This window comes from Acidimicrobiia bacterium, from assembly GCA_030584185.1.
Classification (GTDB): Bacteria; Actinomycetota; Acidimicrobiia; order Spongiisociales; family UBA11373.
In genome coordinates this window covers 1,711,339-1,726,410 of record CP129495.1, presented here as the reverse complement: position 1 = coordinate 1,726,410, position 15,072 = coordinate 1,711,339, and the positions used below count along the sequence as shown (strand labels likewise).

20 protein-coding genes and 1 pseudogene are annotated in these 15,072 nt (G+C 67.7%); 1 reads left to right on the top strand and 20 read right to left on the bottom strand.

The features are described from left to right. Positions 1-11: 11 nt before the first annotated feature. The 15 genes and pseudogenes from QY307_08920 to rpmJ form a co-directional block, all read right to left on the bottom strand. Entirely contained in the window at positions 12-209 is a 198-nt protein-coding gene (locus QY307_08920; GenBank protein ID WKZ82194.1) for a hypothetical protein, read from the bottom strand. 7 nt (positions 210-216) lie between these two features. Continuing rightward, positions 217-1,554, bottom strand: a complete 1,338-nt coding sequence (gene glmM, locus QY307_08915) for a phosphoglucosamine mutase (protein ID WKZ82193.1) — start codon at positions 1,552-1,554, stop codon at positions 217-219. Positions 1,555-1,588: 34 nt separating this feature from the next. Beyond that, entirely contained in the window at positions 1,589-1,981 is a 393-nt protein-coding gene (gene rpsI, locus QY307_08910) for a 30S ribosomal protein S9 (protein WKZ82192.1), read from the bottom strand. Next, a complete protein-coding gene (gene rplM / locus QY307_08905; protein ID WKZ82191.1) occupies positions 1,978-2,439 on the bottom strand; it encodes a 50S ribosomal protein L13 in 462 nt (153 codons plus the stop codon). Before rplM ends, rpsI begins: the two co-directional genes overlap by 4 nt. A 164-nt stretch (positions 2,440-2,603) precedes the next feature. Then, positions 2,604-3,335: a tRNA pseudouridine(38-40) synthase TruA gene (truA, locus tag QY307_08900; GenBank protein WKZ82190.1), complete on the bottom strand. Its 732-nt coding sequence runs from the start codon at positions 3,333-3,335 to the stop codon at positions 2,604-2,606. After that, on the bottom strand, positions 3,335-3,823 hold the full coding sequence (locus QY307_08895) for a YIP1 family protein (GenBank protein ID WKZ82189.1): 489 nt from the start codon (positions 3,821-3,823) through the stop codon (positions 3,335-3,337). Before QY307_08895 ends, truA begins: the two co-directional genes overlap by 1 nt. A 31-nt stretch (positions 3,824-3,854) precedes the next feature. Next, positions 3,855-4,640: an LLM class F420-dependent oxidoreductase gene (locus QY307_08890; protein WKZ82188.1), complete on the bottom strand. Its 786-nt coding sequence runs from the start codon at positions 4,638-4,640 to the stop codon at positions 3,855-3,857. A 33-nt stretch (positions 4,641-4,673) separates the two neighbouring features. Further along, the gene (locus tag QY307_08885) at positions 4,674-6,938 is read right to left on the bottom strand and encodes a chloride channel protein (GenBank protein ID WKZ82187.1); all 2,265 of its coding nucleotides are present in this window, start codon (positions 6,936-6,938) and stop codon (positions 4,674-4,676) included. Between the two features lie 20 nt (positions 6,939-6,958). Then, a complete protein-coding gene (locus QY307_08880) occupies positions 6,959-7,453 on the bottom strand; it encodes a hypothetical protein (GenBank protein WKZ82186.1) in 495 nt (164 codons plus the stop codon). A gap of 18 nt (positions 7,454-7,471) precedes the next feature. Continuing rightward, positions 7,472-7,819: pseudogene (gene rplQ, locus QY307_08875) on the bottom strand (50S ribosomal protein L17). Next, complete coding sequence (locus tag QY307_08870; GenBank protein ID WKZ82185.1) at positions 7,819-8,769, bottom strand: DNA-directed RNA polymerase subunit alpha; 951 nt, start codon at positions 8,767-8,769, stop codon at positions 7,819-7,821. The pseudogene rplQ and the gene QY307_08870 overlap by 1 nt, the downstream one beginning before the upstream one ends. Before the next feature lie 12 nt (positions 8,770-8,781). Then, entirely contained in the window at positions 8,782-9,408 is a 627-nt protein-coding gene (rpsD, locus tag QY307_08865) for a 30S ribosomal protein S4 (GenBank protein WKZ82184.1), read from the bottom strand. Further along, positions 9,409-9,807, bottom strand: a complete 399-nt coding sequence (gene rpsK / locus QY307_08860) for a 30S ribosomal protein S11 (protein WKZ82183.1) — start codon at positions 9,805-9,807, stop codon at positions 9,409-9,411. A 13-nt stretch (positions 9,808-9,820) separates the two neighbouring features. Beyond that, complete coding sequence (rpsM, locus tag QY307_08855) at positions 9,821-10,204, bottom strand: 30S ribosomal protein S13 (GenBank protein WKZ82182.1); 384 nt, start codon at positions 10,202-10,204, stop codon at positions 9,821-9,823. Positions 10,205-10,208: 4 nt separating this feature from the next. Further along, a complete protein-coding gene (gene rpmJ / locus QY307_08850) occupies positions 10,209-10,322 on the bottom strand; it encodes a 50S ribosomal protein L36 (protein WKZ82181.1) in 114 nt (37 codons plus the stop codon). 259 nt (positions 10,323-10,581) lie between these two features. Between rpmJ and QY307_08845 the strand changes: the two genes are divergently transcribed. After that, complete coding sequence (locus QY307_08845) at positions 10,582-11,610, top strand: hypothetical protein (GenBank protein WKZ82180.1); 1,029 nt, start codon at positions 10,582-10,584, stop codon at positions 11,608-11,610. A gap of 37 nt (positions 11,611-11,647) precedes the next feature. On the opposite strand, the gene map is transcribed toward QY307_08845, so the two are convergent. The 5 genes from map to rpmD all read right to left on the bottom strand — a co-directional run bounded on the left by map (position 11,648) and on the right by rpmD (position 15,061). Next, positions 11,648-12,394, bottom strand: a complete 747-nt coding sequence (gene map / locus QY307_08840) for a type I methionyl aminopeptidase (GenBank protein ID WKZ82179.1) — start codon at positions 12,392-12,394, stop codon at positions 11,648-11,650. Further along, entirely contained in the window at positions 12,391-12,945 is a 555-nt protein-coding gene (locus tag QY307_08835) for an adenylate kinase (GenBank protein WKZ82178.1), read from the bottom strand. Before QY307_08835 ends, map begins: the two co-directional genes overlap by 4 nt. A gap of 87 nt (positions 12,946-13,032) precedes the next feature. Further along, positions 13,033-14,331, bottom strand: a complete 1,299-nt coding sequence (secY, locus tag QY307_08830) for a preprotein translocase subunit SecY (GenBank protein ID WKZ82177.1) — start codon at positions 14,329-14,331, stop codon at positions 13,033-13,035. 110 nt (positions 14,332-14,441) lie between these two features. Continuing rightward, positions 14,442-14,885 carry a 50S ribosomal protein L15 gene (rplO, locus tag QY307_08825; GenBank protein ID WKZ83784.1) on the bottom strand — a complete coding sequence of 148 codons (444 nt, stop codon included), beginning with the start codon at positions 14,883-14,885 and terminating at the stop codon, positions 14,442-14,444. Then, positions 14,876-15,061 carry a 50S ribosomal protein L30 gene (rpmD, locus tag QY307_08820; GenBank protein ID WKZ82176.1) on the bottom strand — a complete coding sequence of 62 codons (186 nt, stop codon included), beginning with the start codon at positions 15,059-15,061 and terminating at the stop codon, positions 14,876-14,878. Before rpmD ends, rplO begins: the two co-directional genes overlap by 10 nt. Positions 15,062-15,072: the final 11 nt, after the last annotated feature.

The following is a 15,072-nucleotide window of genomic DNA, read 5'->3' as shown; positions in this document are numbered from 1 at the left end:
CGCAACCCGCCTCACTCGCCGTGGTCTCTGTCCACCGGGGTCACCCCCGGGCTTTTCTCCACGACGTCACGACCGTGAGCGGCCGAGAGGGCATCCGCCGAATCTTTCGATGCTCCCTCTTCCTCGTCACCTCCCCGGAAGGAGGCCAGGCGCTGCAGAACTGTGTCTCCGGTCTGCTTCTTCTTGCCGACCACCGTCACCGGCGGCAAACCCAGGTTAGCCCTCGTCGTCGGATGTGGCGCCCAACTCGCGCCGAACGACGGCGGCGATGTCGTCGGCCGCAGAGGCGGCCTCGTGCGGTGCCCGGGCCTCGACCATCACCCGAACCAGAGGCTCGGTCCCCGAGGAGCGCACCAGGACTCGACCCTCGTCACCGAGGCGCTTCTCCACACGCCGCACCGCCTCCCAGATGGCCTCGGCATCACCCAATCGCTCCTTCACGCGGACCCGAACGTTGCGAAGCACCTGGGGGAACGCGGTCATCACCCGGCGCAGCTCCCGAAGCGGCCTGCCCGTGGCTGCCATCACCTCGAGAAGGCGCAGACCGGTGAGCAGGCCGTCACCGGTGGCCCGGCCGCCGAACAGCACGTGGCCGCTCTGCTCACCACCAAGGGCGGCCCCGGTGCGACGCATTGCCTCGAGCACGTACCGATCACCGACGGGGGTCTCCTCGACGGCGACCGACAGGGACGACATCGCGGTGCGGAACCCGAGGTTGGACATGACCGTGGCCACCAGCCGGTCACCGGGCAGCGCCTGGTTCTCCTTCAGGTGCCGGGCGATGATCGCCATGATCACGTCGCCGTCGCACACCTGCCCGTCCTCATCCACGGCGATGCAACGATCGGCGTCGCCGTCGAATGCCAGCCCGACGCCACCCGCCACCCGCGACGCCAGCACCCCGGGCGACACGGCGCCACAGCCGTCGTTGATGTTCATCCCGGATGGGGCCACGAAGAGGGCTTCGGTCTCGGCGCCGAGATGCGAGAAGAGCCTTGGCGCCGCCAGGAAGGCGGCGCCGTTGGCACAATCGAGGGTGACCTTGATGCCGCTCAGCCGGTACTGCGAGAGCGACGCCAGATGGTCGATGTACTCGTCGACGGCCGCCGGGTCCGGCAGCTGAACACCGATCTCTTCACCGCTGAGGCGGCCGCCGGATTCCGACGACCGGAACCGGGCCTCGATCGCAGCCTCTTCCTCGGAAGCGAGCTTGGCCCCATCGGAGCCGAAGAACTTGATTCCGTTGTCCGCTGCCGGGTTGTGGGAGGCCGAGACCATCACGCCGAGGGTGGCACGCCGCTCGATTGTGTGGTGGCTCACCGCCCCGACGGGGACGATTCCCAGGTCGACGGCGTCCAGACCGGCCGAGTTGCACCCCGCCACGACAGCTGCGATCAACATCTGTCCGGAGCGGCGCGTGTCCCGACCCACGACGACCGTGCCCGATCGGCCGGCGGCGGCAGCTCGCGTCAGGCCTACCGCCAGCTCCGGGGTGATCTCGACGTTCGCCAGGCCGCGAACACCGTCGGTTCCAAAGAGTCGATTCTCGGCCATGGGCGGCTCCTTCGCCATGAGGCGCCGCAGCGCTTCAGCGCTTGGTGAACTGTGTTGCCCGGCGAGCCTTGCGCAGACCGTACTTCTTGCGCTCCACGGCGCGAGCATCGCGGGTGAGCAGTCCGGCCCGCTTCAGCGATGGCCGCAGCTCGGGATCTATTTCGATCAGGGCCCGAGCGATTCCCAGCCGCAGCCCGTCGACCTGCCCGGTGACACCACCGCCTTCGAGGATCGCCTCGAGGTCATATCGCCCTTCGAGATTGGCGACCTTGAACACCTCCAGGATCCGGATGCGGTTGGCCATCGTCGGGAAGTAGTCCTCCAGGCTGCGACCGTTGAGGCTCATCTTTCCCGAGCCGTCGCGAAGGCGCACCCGGACCACCGAGGTCTTGCGGCGGCCCACGGTCAGGGCGAGGGGCTTGGTCATGCGGTTTCGACCTTTCTGGCGGTCAGGGTGTACGGCTGCGGCGCCTGTCCGGCGTGGGGATGGGTCGGGCCGGCGTAGACCTTGAGCTTGAGCCCCATGGCGCGACCCAGCCGGTTGTGAGGGAGCATCCCGCGCACCGCCTTCTCGATCACACGCTCGGGGTGCTTGGCCTGCATCGCCAGGAAACCGGTCTCGGTCAGTCCACCGGGGTATCCGGAGTGGCGGAAGTAGCGCTTCTGGTCCGCCTTGGCACCTGTGAGCGTGACCTTCTCGGCGTTGACCACGACGACGAAATCGCCCATGTCCATGTGCGGGGCGAACTTGGGATTGTGCTTGCCCCTCAACAGCGCTGCCACCTCGGAGGCGAGCCGGCCGAGGGGGATGTCGGTGGCATCGACCAGCCACCAGGCGCGGTCGACGTCTACCGGCCGCGGCGTGAATGTCTTCTGCAACTTCATCGGGATGTGGTCCCTTCCGGGGGCGCCGACGGCGCACACAGACGCGCCCCGCGGTGCGGGGCGGCACGACATGGTAACGCCCCGGGAAGGCTCTATGCCAATCGGCCGGGATGGCCGTGGGCGACCGGGGCCGGGCCCGTCATCGGGGATGTTCGCCCCGCGAGTCACCCATAGGAGACCTCCCAGAGGATCAACCCATGGGGCGGTGCCACACCCCGTGCTGCGCTCCGGTCGCGGGCGTCGACTATCGCCGGGACCGCCGAAGCCGGCACCTTCCCTCTGCCCACGTCGACCAGTAGGGCGACCATGGAGCGGACCATCTGCTGGCAGAAGGCGGTGGCGGTCACCCCGAAGGTGAGCAGTTCATCGCGTTGCCAATTCGCCTCGAGCACACGCCTGACCGTCGAACGGCCGGCCGAGGAGCGGCACAACGAGGCGAAGTCGTGCTCACCCACCAGCGCTTGCCCCGCCTGGTTCATCGACGTCAAATCGAGGGTCTCTCCCAGGTGCCACACCCATCTCGCCCGGAGCGGATCGTGCCTGGGCGCCTCCTCGACGAAGTACCGGTAGGAGCGAGCGGTCGCCGAGAAACGCGCGTCGAATCCTTCTGGCGCTGGTGTCACCGAGCGGACCGAGATCTCGGGACCGAGCATGCGCCGCAGGGACCGACCCAATCCGTCGCCGTCGAGTCCTTCGGGTGACTCGAAGGACGCCACCTGGCGTCGGGCATGGACGCCGGCATCGGTGCGGCCGGCAACTGAGAGGGACACCTTCTCGCCGAGCACGGCAGCGAGGGCGTCCTCCATCGCTCCCTGCACGGTTCTGACTCCGGCGTTGCGCGCCCAGCCCCGGAAGCCGGTTCCGTCGTAGGCGAGATCGATCCGGTATACGGCCATCAGAGGCGAAAGAGGAGCGATATCACCACATAGGAGAGCCAGCCACCCGTGGCGGCGGCGGCTGCCCTTGCCGGTGGAAGATCGAGGGCGACCTTGGCCGCCACCCACAGCGTCGCCACCAGCCACACCGAGGCGACCAGCGTGGAGCGCAGCGGGCTGATGAAGGGGGCAAGCAGGAGGGCCGTCAGCAGGACCGGAAAGCCGATCGATGTGGCGGCCATCGTTCCCGCAAATGAGCCGTCGCCTTCGAGCAGGTGGCGACCGATCAGGTAGATGAGCCCGGAGATGACGATCCAGGCGACGACACCGGAGAGCACGACTCGCACCGCCAGGAGGAGACGGCCACCCTCCCAGACGAAGGGGATGGAGAGCAGGGCGTGGGTGATGGCGACCACGATCGCACCGTCGGCGACCCCGTCGGGTCGAACCACCATGATCAGGTAGGGCTCACGGCGGAGCAGTGCCGCCTCGAGTGCTCGCCGGATCATGACCGAGAGCCTAGGTGCGACACGCCGTCGGTCATGCGTTGCGGGCGTCCCTCCAGGCAACCCAACGGTCGAGGAAGCGCAGGTCGAGATCGGTCCCGTCCACTCCGAAGGTGAGCAGGGTGGCTCCCGCTTCCACCAGGGCGTCGCCGTAGGAAGGGTCGTCGAACGAGGCCCGGGGCACGCCCGCCGACCGCTCGATCTCTTCCGGGTCGCGGCCGAAGCGAGTGCAGTGGGCGTCGAGCACGCCGCACTTGCGGCGGATCAGGTCGGGGTCGCCGAACCCGTGCCAGATGTCGGCGTGCTCGGCGGTGATGCGCAGCGTGACCTTCTCTCCGCCGCCTCCGACCAGGATCGGCATTCGCCTCAGCGGTGGCGGGTTGAGGGCTTCGAGCCGCCGACGTATCACCGGTAGGTCGCGTCCAAGCGCCGCCACCCTCTTGGGCCCGGTGCCGAAGTCGTAGCCGTACTCCTCGTAGTCCCGCTGGAACCAACCGGCACCGATTCCGAGTATCACCCGGCCTCCCGAGATGTGGTCCACGGTGCGGGCCATGTCGGCGACGAGTGACGGGTTTCGATACGAGTTGCATGCCACCAGGGGTCCGACCTCGACCCGGCTGGTCACCTCGGCGAACGAGGCCAGCTGTGTCCAGCACTCGAAGTGGGGGCCGTCCGCCTCCCCCCAGAGTGGGAAGAAGTGATCCCAGTTCATGAGGATGTCTGCGCCCCGCTCCTCGACCTCGATGGCAGCATCGCGCAGGGCGCCGTATGAAGCGTGTTGCGGCTGCACCTGGACTGCAAGCCGGACAGGACGGGTCATCGGTCGTCTCCTCTCGGGGCGCGTGAGGGCACGCTAGACGGCCCCGCCACCATCACCCTGGGGTGCCGAAGCCTGAAGACGCTCTACGAACGTGCGGCGTGACACCGACCGGGCGAACACCGTGAGTACGTCGCCGCCATGCAAGATCGTGCCCCCGTCGGGCACGATCACATCTGCGCGGCGCCGCACCGAGACCACGGTGCACCCGCCGGGGATGGCCACCTCGCGAATCGGCCTTCCGTCGGCCACCGACCCGACCGGGACTTCGACATCGAAGAAGCGGGCGCCATCATCGGCGATGAGATCCAGCTCGGCGGTGTCGCCGGCGTGAAGCCGCTCCAGCAGGCGAACGTCGAGCCCGGGTCTGGCGAAGACGGTGAGGACGTCGCCGGCGAGCAGTGCGGTGCTTCCGTCGGGTACCAGCACCTCGGTGCCGCGGCGCACCGAGACCACCGTCGCCCCGCCGGGAATCGGGATCTCACGCAGCGCTCGCCCATCGGCCACCGAGCCTGCGGGAATGGTGACCTCATGGAAGCCGGCATCGGAGCCGATCCGTACCTGAAGGCGCGACCGGCCCAGGTCGTGGTCGACCTCCCGCCCCAGGGCGGCGTGGTAGGCGCGCACCGCGTCCTCACGCCTGAAGACCGCCAGCAGACGGGTCGAATCATCCTCGGCGACGATGGGGATGCGCCCCACCCCGAGTGCAGCCATCCGCTCCAGCACGGCCGACACCGGCGTGGATGGCGTCGCCGTGGACGGTCGCGGGGTCATGACATCGGCGACGGTCGCCCCCTCCGCCGTGGCGCGCAGCAGGTCGGTGACGGTCACGATCCCTACCAGGTGTCCCTTATCCACCACCGGGAGTCCGTGGAGGCGACCCTCGTCCATGAGCCGGCGCGCATCGTCTACCGACACCCCGGGCGCGACGACCATCGGATCGAGGGCGACGACGTCACCTGCCGCCACCGTATCGAGCAGATCGACCTCGGAGCGCCGCGAGAGGCGAATCCCTCGCCGGACCAGGGCCATGGTGTACACGGACTCGGGATGGAGCCTGTCGGCCAGGTAGGTGGCGAGGGAGGCGGCGAGCATCAAGGGCAGCACCAACCCGTAGTCCTGGGTGATCTCGAAGACGATCAGGATCGAGGTCAACGGCGCACGGGCCACGGCGGCGAACGTGGCGGCCATGCCGACGACGGCGAAGGCGCCGGGGGCAAGCGGGGAGATGGTCCACACCTCGGCCGCAAGTCCGGCGAACCCGGCGCCGAGGGCGGCGCCGATGAACAGGCTGGGCATGAAGGCACCGCCCGAGGCCCCGGACCCGATGGTGAGGGTTGTCGCCAGCACCTTGGCCAGGGCGATGGCACCGAGGGTGTACCAGATGACGGCGCTGGTGCTTAGCTCGGTGAGCAGCCCGCGCACGAAGGTCTGACCGGTTCCGAGCACGTCGGGCTCGAGCCAGCCGATCCCGGCCACGGCGAGCCCGAGAAGGGCCGGTCGCACCCAGGACCGTCCGGGAAGCGGATGACGCTCGGCGAGGTCGAGCAGCCTCAGGAACAGCCAGCCCACGACGGCGGCCAGCACTCCCAACACGGCGTAGAGGAGGAGTTCCCGGGCGTCCTTCACCCGATGGGGAAAGGCCCGCAGGATGAGCTCCTCGCCGACGATCGACCGGGTGGTGACGGCAGCCGATACCGAGGCGATGACCACGGCGTTCAGATGCCTCACGGCGAAGTTCCCGAGAATGACCTCCATGGCGAAGAGCATCCCGGCGATGGGGGCGTTGAAGGAGGCGCCGATGGCGGCGCCGGCGCCTGCCGCCACCAGGCTGCGCACGCGATCCTCGCCGAGACCGGTGGCACGAGCGATCGACGAACCGATCGAAGAACCCACCAGGACTATCGGCCCCTCGCGCCCCCCTGAGCCCCCCGTGCCGACGGTGAGGCCCGTGACCAGGATCTTGAGTGGTGCTGCCCGGGCGGGCACCACGCCGGACCGCAGCGCCAGCGCCGCCATGGCCTCGGGTGCGCCGTCGCCTGCCACCTCGGGAGCGAAACGACGGGCGATCCACCAGGCGAGAAGAAACCCGGCGGGAATCGTGATCAGGAACACCGCCTTGGGGGCACCGAGGGCATCACCGAACTCATGGACACCCTCGGCCACGGCCTCGATCAACCCGATCATGGCAGCGGCAGCCACTCCCACGATCACCCCTATGGCGGCCGCCAGCGCAAGGAACACGGCCGGGCCGCGGCGTCGGAGAAGGCCGGCGATCATCGATCCGAGTCTGGAGAACACGCCTCCGACGATACTGCCCCTCACGAGCAGGGACTGGTGATGCCGCATCGGACGATCCGCACGTAGATGAGCCGTGACTGGTCGATCGAACGGGACTCGACTCCCGCCCGCATCGCCGCAGTCGCCGGTTCCTCGCTGACCACCGACCACGGGATGAGCAGCAGACGGCGATCGTTCGACTCCATGCACCGGCCCTCCACAGCCGAGCACCCGGTTTCATGCCACCCGGTCGCCAGGAGCGACCCGGCCAGGAGATCGAGGGCAGCGGCGGTGGATCGCCCGGGGAGATCGAAGACGGCGCCCTCGCCGTCACAGGCGTCGGCGGTACAGGTCTGATGTGAGCCCATGATCCGGTAGCCGACAGGTATCGCCAGATCGTCGATCCTGGCGGGAGACGGCACCTCGTCTTGCAGCACCGAGACGATGGTTGCGGCGGCGATGGCGAAGAAGCCAAGGGCCAGGACGACCGCCACGGCGAGCATCGAAGGATGGAGTCGCCGGGCCGCTTGAATCATCGGCTCCGACGAACCTCAGACCAGCTCGACGATGGCCATCTCCGCGCCGTCGCCACGGCGGGGACCGAGGCGGGTCATGCGGGTGTAACCCCCGGGACGATCTGAATACCGCGGCGCCACCTCGTCGAAGAGACGGGTGACGACCTCGGTGTCCTCGATCTTGCGCAGGACGGTGCGGCGGGCGTGCAGGGTGCCCGTCCTGGCCTTGGTGATCAGGTGCTCTGCGTACGGCCTGAGCGCCTTGGCCTTGGCCACGGTGGTGGTCACCTTGTCGTCCCAGAACAGTTCCTGGGCGAGGTTGCTGAGCAGGGCCTTCTGGTGGGCGGCATCACCGCCGAAGCGGCGTCCACGCTTGGGACGCGGCATCAGACCCCGCCTTCGCTGTCGCGCGACACGGTGAGCGACAGGCCCAGCTCGTCCAGCTTGGCGATCACCTCTTCGAGGCTCTTCTGCCCGAAGTTGGTGATGTTGAGCAGGTCCTCTTCGCTCTTGAGCACGAGCTCGCCCACGGTCTGGATCTGTGCGCGGCGAAGGCAGTTGCGGGGACGCTCCGAGAGATCGAGAGCCTCGATGGGAAGGTCGAGGTCTGGCGAAGCGGACTCCGTGGTGATGACGTCGCCGAGCTCCAGCCCGATGCCCTCACCGAAGTCGGCGAACAGGCCGAGCAGCTCACCGAGAGTCTTTCCCGCCGACGACAGTGCCTCGTTCGGGCTCACGGCGCCGTCGGTGTACACGTCGAGCACCAGCTTGTCGAAGTTGGTCATCTGACCGACCTGGGTGGACTCGACGGTGTAGGCCACCTTGCGGACCGGTGAGAAGATCGAGTCGATAGGGATCACCCCGATGCCTTCGCCGCGCTTGTTGCGATCGGCGCTGCGGTATCCGACGCCGCGCTCACATGACATCTCGATCTCGAGCTTTCCAGAGGACGAGAGCGAGGCGATGTGGAGGTCGGGATTGACGACCTCGACTCCTGCGGGCGCCTTGATGTCTCCGGCGGTGACGTCGCCCTTGCCGCGCGCCGAGAGGTAGAGAGTCTGCGGTCCGTCGACCTCGACACGAAGCACCACACCCTTGAGGTTGAGGATGATGTCGACGACGTCCTCGACGATCCCGGGCACGGTGGAGAACTCGTGCTGCACGCCCTCGATGCGCACCGAGGTGATGGCCGCTCCCGGGATACGGGAGAGCAGGGTGCGGCGCAGGGTGTTGCCCAGCGTGTAGCCGAACCCCGGCTCGAGCGGCTCCACGATGAAACGGGAGCGACACTCGTCGACGACTACTTCTTCGATCTGTGGACGCTGGACGATCAGCACTTGGACGACCCCTTACTTCGAGTACAACTCGACGATCAACTGCTCCTGAACCTGGGTGTCGATCTGAGCCCTGCTCGGCAGGCTCACGACGGTGATCTTGCGATCGGCTACCTCCACGTCCAGCCACTCGACTGCGGCACGCCGAGAGGCGGTGTCGACCGAGTGCTGTACGGGGAGGATCCCCTTGCTGCGCTCCCGCATCGTGATCACGTCGCCGGGCCGGACGCGGTACGAAGGAATGTCGACCCGGCGGCCGTTCACCCGGAAGTGGGCGTGGTTGACCAGCTGCCGGGCCTGAGCCCGGGACTCGGCGAAGTGGGCGCGGAACACCACGTTGTCGAGCCGGCTCTCGAGGATCTGGAGGAGGCTCTCGCCCGTGATCCCCTTGCTGCGCGCCGCTTCGGCGTAGTACCTGCGGAACTGCTTCTCGAGCACGCCGTAGATGCGGCGCGTCTTCTGCTTCTCGCGAAGCTGGATCAGGTACTGGGTCTCACGGATCCGTCCCTTGCCGTGCTCCCCCGGCGGATAGGGCTTGCGCTCGATCGCGCACTTGCTCGACTCGCAACGCGCTCCCTTGAGGAACAGCTTGGTGCGCTCACGGCGACAAAGCCGGCAGGCGGGTCCGACGTAGCGTGCCATCTAGCCCTTCCTCCGCCGCTTGTTGAGGCGCACACCGTTGTGGGCCAGAGGAGTGACGTCCTTGATGCCTGTGACCTCCATGCCCATGGTCTGCAGGGTACGAATGGCGGTCTCACGGCCGGCACCCGAACCCCGAACGATCACGTCCACCTTGCGCATCCCGTACTCACCGGCACGGCGTGCCGCCTGTTCGGCGGCGACCTGGGCGGCGTACGGGGTGGATTTCCGGGATCCCTTGAACCCGACCGTCCCCCCCGAGGTCCATACGACGGTGTTCCCATCGAGGTCGGTGATGTTGATGATCGTGTTGTTGAAACTGGCGGTGATGTGCGCTTCGCCGTGGAGGATGTTCCTCCGTTCCCGGCGCCTCGACTTCTTCTTCTCTACCAACTGGTGCACTCCTCCGAGCCGACTACTTCTTCACGGCCTTCTTCTTGCCGGCGATGGCGACGCGCGGCCCCTTCCGGGTGCGCGCATTGGTGTGGGTGCGCTGGCCGTTCACCGGGAGGTTGCGACGATGCCGCACCCCCTGGTAGCTGCCGATCTCGACCTTGCGCTTGATGTTCTGGGCGACCTCACGACGCAGGTCGCCTTCGACTCGGAACTCGGAGTCGTCGAGGGTCCGTCGCAGACGGTTGACCTCGTCGTCGGTGAGGTCGCGTACCTTGGTGTCGGGGGAGACCTTGGCCGCATGGCAGGTCTCCAGGGCGCGGCTGTTGCCCACCCCGAAGATGTAGGTAAGGCCGATCACAACTCGCTTGTCGCGGGGCAGGTCCACCCCGGAGATTCGTGCCATCTGACTACCCCTGCCGCTGCTTGTGACGCGGGTTGGAACAGATCACCCATACGCGCCCGCGCCGCCTGATGATGCGACATTTCTCGCACATCTTCTTGGCACTGGGACGTACTTTCATGATCTCTCCCGGGCACTGTCGGCGGGCGCACCGGTCACCCACGAAGGGTGATCTGGAGGTCCCGACGACGACGCCCGAATCGCGCTGGTTGGTTTCGTCTAGCCGGACAGCAGGCACACCCGGGGGCACGCCGCTGCACACACACCAAATGGGCCCCGAAGGGCCGGACCGGAAGAGTAACGCGAGCGGCGGATTGTCACAAGTCCGGGGATCGGGGTGCGACCGCCATCGATCGGTCGAGCGAACCTACTCTACGGGCGTGCCGAAGACGCTCCTGGCACTGGTGCTCGTCGTCGCCGCCTGCGGGTCGAACGGCGGCATCGATGCCACCACCCCGTCCCCCACAGTCGGTGGCCCCTACGGGTCCGAAACGCTTTTCGGCTTCACTCCGTTTCCGGCACGACCCTCCCTGGATGGGGTCCTCACCTCGTATCGGATAGCGGCAGAGCACGGCGACCTCGTCGCCCACCACCTCGACGACTGCGTTCCCTGGGGCGCCCTCACCAGCGGTTCGCCCCTGCCGGACTCGGTGGAGGCGGCCCTGCGCCTTCGCCAGGAGCAGACCCCCGAAGGATCGGCGGTGTACCTGGCCACCTCGTTCTCGGCGATCGGCCGCGACGCCATGGCCCCGGACTGCGCCGAGGGCGGCGTCCCGCCACCGCCCGATTCGTCCGAGGCACTCGATGCGGCCAGGGCCTGGATCGACCTGCTCGTCGAACGGCTGCACCCGGCCTGGGTGAACGTCGGCGTGGAGATCAACCTCGTGGCCCAACACGACGAGGCGCTCGGGGCCGCTCTCGAGCAGCTGGCGGTCGACCTTGGCGAGCACATCGACGCCACCCACCCCGACATCGAGACGCTGGTCTCGCTGCAGGCCGACAGCCCGATCGACCCCGATTCGTCGGCGACCCTCGCCGCGGCGATGGACCTCATCGGCTTGTCCATCTACCCCACCGTGTTCGGAGCGACCGATGTGCCCCCCGACGACGCCCTGGACGAGCTCGCCCGTCTGGGAAGGCCGCTCGTGGTGGCCGAGACGGGTTGGCCCGGCGACGACGACCCGGCGGGTCAGGCGGAGTACGTCACCTGGCTGGGGCGAGTTGCCGACCGCCATCGCATGGCCTTCGTGGTGTGGTTCTTTCCTGCCGATCCCGATCCGTTGTTCGTCGACGCCCCCCCAGACCTGGCCGTCACCGCGGCCCTCTTCTCGGGGATGGGCCTGATCACGGCCGAAGGATCGGAAAGGCCGGCGCTGGCGGAGTGGGACCGCCTCCGTCTGGGCGGCTGAGGACAGCAGTCGCCACCTCCGTCCGAGAGGCGCCCGCTCAGGCCAGTGTCAGCACCTGCGGCCCATCGGGAGTGATGGCGACGGTGTGCTCGAAGTGGGCCGAGAGCGAACCGTCGGCGGTGACGACGGTCCAGCCATCTTCGAGGACGCGGGTGTCGTCGCCGCCGAGGTTGAACATCGGTTCGAGACACACCGCCATCCCCCGTCGGAGGCGCATTCCGGTTCCGGGCCGTCCGAAGTTGGGGATCTGAGGCTCCTCGTGCATCGCCCGGCCGATGCCGTGTCCCGTGTAGTCGCGCACGATCCCGTAGCCGGCCTCTTCGGCGACGGCTCCGATGACCGCTCCCAGGTCGCCGATCCGGGTGCCGATGGTCGCCGCCTCGATTCCGGCCCACATGGCCTTCTCGGTCACCGCCAGCAGCCGACTGGTCTCTTCGGGTACGGCACCCACCGGGAAGGTGATCGCCCCATCGGCGTGCCAGCCTTCGTACACGGCACCGGCGTCGACACTGAGGATGTCGCCCTCCTCGAGGCGCCTGGCCGAGGGGATGCCGTGAACGATCTCCTCGTTGACCGACAGGCAGGTCACGGCCGGAAAGCCGTGGTACCCGAGAAAGTTGGAGGTCGTCTTGCCGTCTCGAACGATCCGGGCGGCGATGGCATCCAGATCGAGCAGACTGACCCCTGGTGACGCCGCATCGCGAAGTGCCTCGTGGATCCGGGCGACGATGCGGCCGGCGCGCCGCATCGCGGCGAAGTCGGCCTCAGACTTGATGGTCATCATGAGGCCAGGGTGGCGACGATCCTGCTCAGGACCTCGTCGATGGCACCGACGCCATCGACCTCCCGGACGACTCGCCCCGATCGGCGGTAGTGGTCGATGAGGGGCTCAGTGTCGCGCCGGTAGACATCCAACCGGTTGCGAATGGAAGAGACGCTGTCATCGCTGCGGCCACGAGCAAGGGCTCGGGCCACGAGCTCCTCTTCAGGCACCTCGATGGCGATCACGGCATCGAGTGCCTCGGCGCCGACGGCGGCATCGAGTGCCTCGGCCTGATTCAGGGTGCGCGGGAATCCGTCGAGCAGGAAGCCACAAGCGGCGTCGGGACGGGCCAGGCGCTCGTCGACCATGGCCACCACCAGGTCGTCTGGCACCAGATCGCCCGCCTCCATGATCGCCGCCGCCCGCAGTCCCAGGGCGGTGCCGTCGGCCACGTGCTCCCTGAGCATCGCACCGGTGGAGATGTGGGGAACTCCAAGGGCTCGACAGAGCAGCTCCGCCTGGGTGCCCTTGCCGGCACCCGGGGCCCCGAGGAGCAGGATCCGCCTACCCATCTGCCTGCAACCGGGCACGACTCCCACCCGGCGCCCGTCGAAAGATCCCCTCCGGCCGCCTCCCCGACTCGAGGGGAGCGCCACACCTCACGACAGGAATCCCTCGTAGTTGCGCATCATCAGCTGGCTCTCGATCTGTTTCATCGTCTCCAGCGCCACGCCGACGACGATCAGGATGGAGATCCCGGAGAACCCGAGCGAGAGGCCGAAGAAGATCGCCACGATCGACGGCAGCACCGCCACCGCCGCCAGGAACAGCGAACCGGGCAGCGTGATCCGGCTGAGGATGTGCTCCAGGTAGCGCGTGGTCTGCGAGCCCGGCCTGATGCCGGGGATGAACCCGCCCTGCCGCTGGATCATGTCCGATTGTCGGGCCGGATCGAACTGGATGGCCGTGTAGAAGTAGGTGAAGAAGATGATGAGCAGGCCGAACAGGATCACATACCACCACGAGTTTCCGCTCACGAGGTTGTTGTCGATGAACCGCCGGATCGGCCCGAAGAACCCCTCCGCCGGAATCGACGAGGCGACCAGTGCCGGGAAGTAGAGGAAGCTGGAGGCGAAGATCACCGGAATCACCCCGGCCGTGTTCACCTTCAACGGGATGTAGGTGCTCTGTCCGCCCAGCATGCGCCGCCCCCGGATCCGCTTGGAGAACTGGATCGGAATCCGGCGCTGTCCCTGATCCACGAAGATGATCCCGGCGGTGAGCACCAGGAACATCAGCGACACGCCGATGAATTTGGCGTTGGCGTAACCGCCGGCCGAGGTCGCCAGGATGGCGAACTGAGCCGGGATCTGGCTGACGATGCTCACGAAGATGATCAACGACATGCCGTTGCCGACGCCGCGCTGCGAGATGAGCTCACCCAGCCACATGATGAAAGCCGTCCCGGCGGTGAGGGTGATGGCGATGATCAAGACCCGTCCCGGGGTGTAGTTGGGGACCAGGTCGATTCCACCGGTGAGGGTGCCCCGGTGGAACAGGTAGGTGAGGCCGGTCGATTGCAGCAGGGCGAGGATCACCGTGATGTACCGGGTCCACTGGGTGATCACCTTGCGGCCCGCCTCACCCTCCTCCTGCAGCCGCTGCAGCTTGGGGATGACCACGGCGAGCAGCTGCATGATGATCGACGAGGTGATGTAGGGCATGATCCCCAGGGAGAACACCGAGAAGGTCTCCAGGGCGCCTCCGGAGAAGAGGTTGAGAAGGCCCACGATCCCGGCCGACTCCGCCTGGTCGGCGAAGGCCTTGACGGCATCGAGGTCGACGCCGGGCACCGGAATGGCGGCACCCAACCGGTAGACGGCGAAGATGCCGAGCGTGAACAGCACCTTGTTCCGGAGATCCCGGATCCGGAACATGTTGCGGTAGACGGAGAGCACTGCTCGGGCCCCTCTCTAGGACTTCGGGTGGTGGGTGCCGGCGACCGGGGCTTCGGGGACGGCGACCGGCGGCATCTCCGCCCGCGGCCCGGCGAGTCGCTGCCGACCGTTCATTCGATGACTTCGGCGGTGCCACCCGCCGCCAGAATACGCTCGATGGCGCCGACACTGAAGGCGTGGGCCCTGATGGTCAGCTCCTTGTCGAGCTCGCCCTGTCCCAGCACCTTGACCAAACCGCGCTTCTTGATCAGTCCGGCGGCGCGCAGCTCGTCGGGTCCGACGACGCTCCCCTTGCGGAAGTCGTTGAGGCGTCCGACGTTCACCACGGCGTACTCGACCCGGTTGATGTTCTTGAAACCCTTGAGCTTCGGCAGCCGCCGGTAGATCGGCATCTGCCCACCCTCGAACCAGGCCGGCGTGCTGCCCCGGGCCTTGTCGCCCTTGGTGCCCCGTCCGGCGGTCTTTCCGCGCCGGCCGCCTTCACCGCGTCCGACGCGAATCCGATCCTTCTTCGAGCCGGCTGCCGGCTTCAGATGATGCAACTTCATTCGGATTCGACCTCCACGAGATGGGCCACTGCGGCGATCAGGCCACGGACGTCCGGGGTGTCCGGTCGTTCGGTCACCTGGTCGATGCGTCGCAGCCCGAGGCTGCGCACGGCGCCGCGCGTCTTCGGCTTCTCGCCGATGGTGCTGCGCACGAGCCTGATCTTGAGCATTCCCTTGGCCATCGCCTATCCCC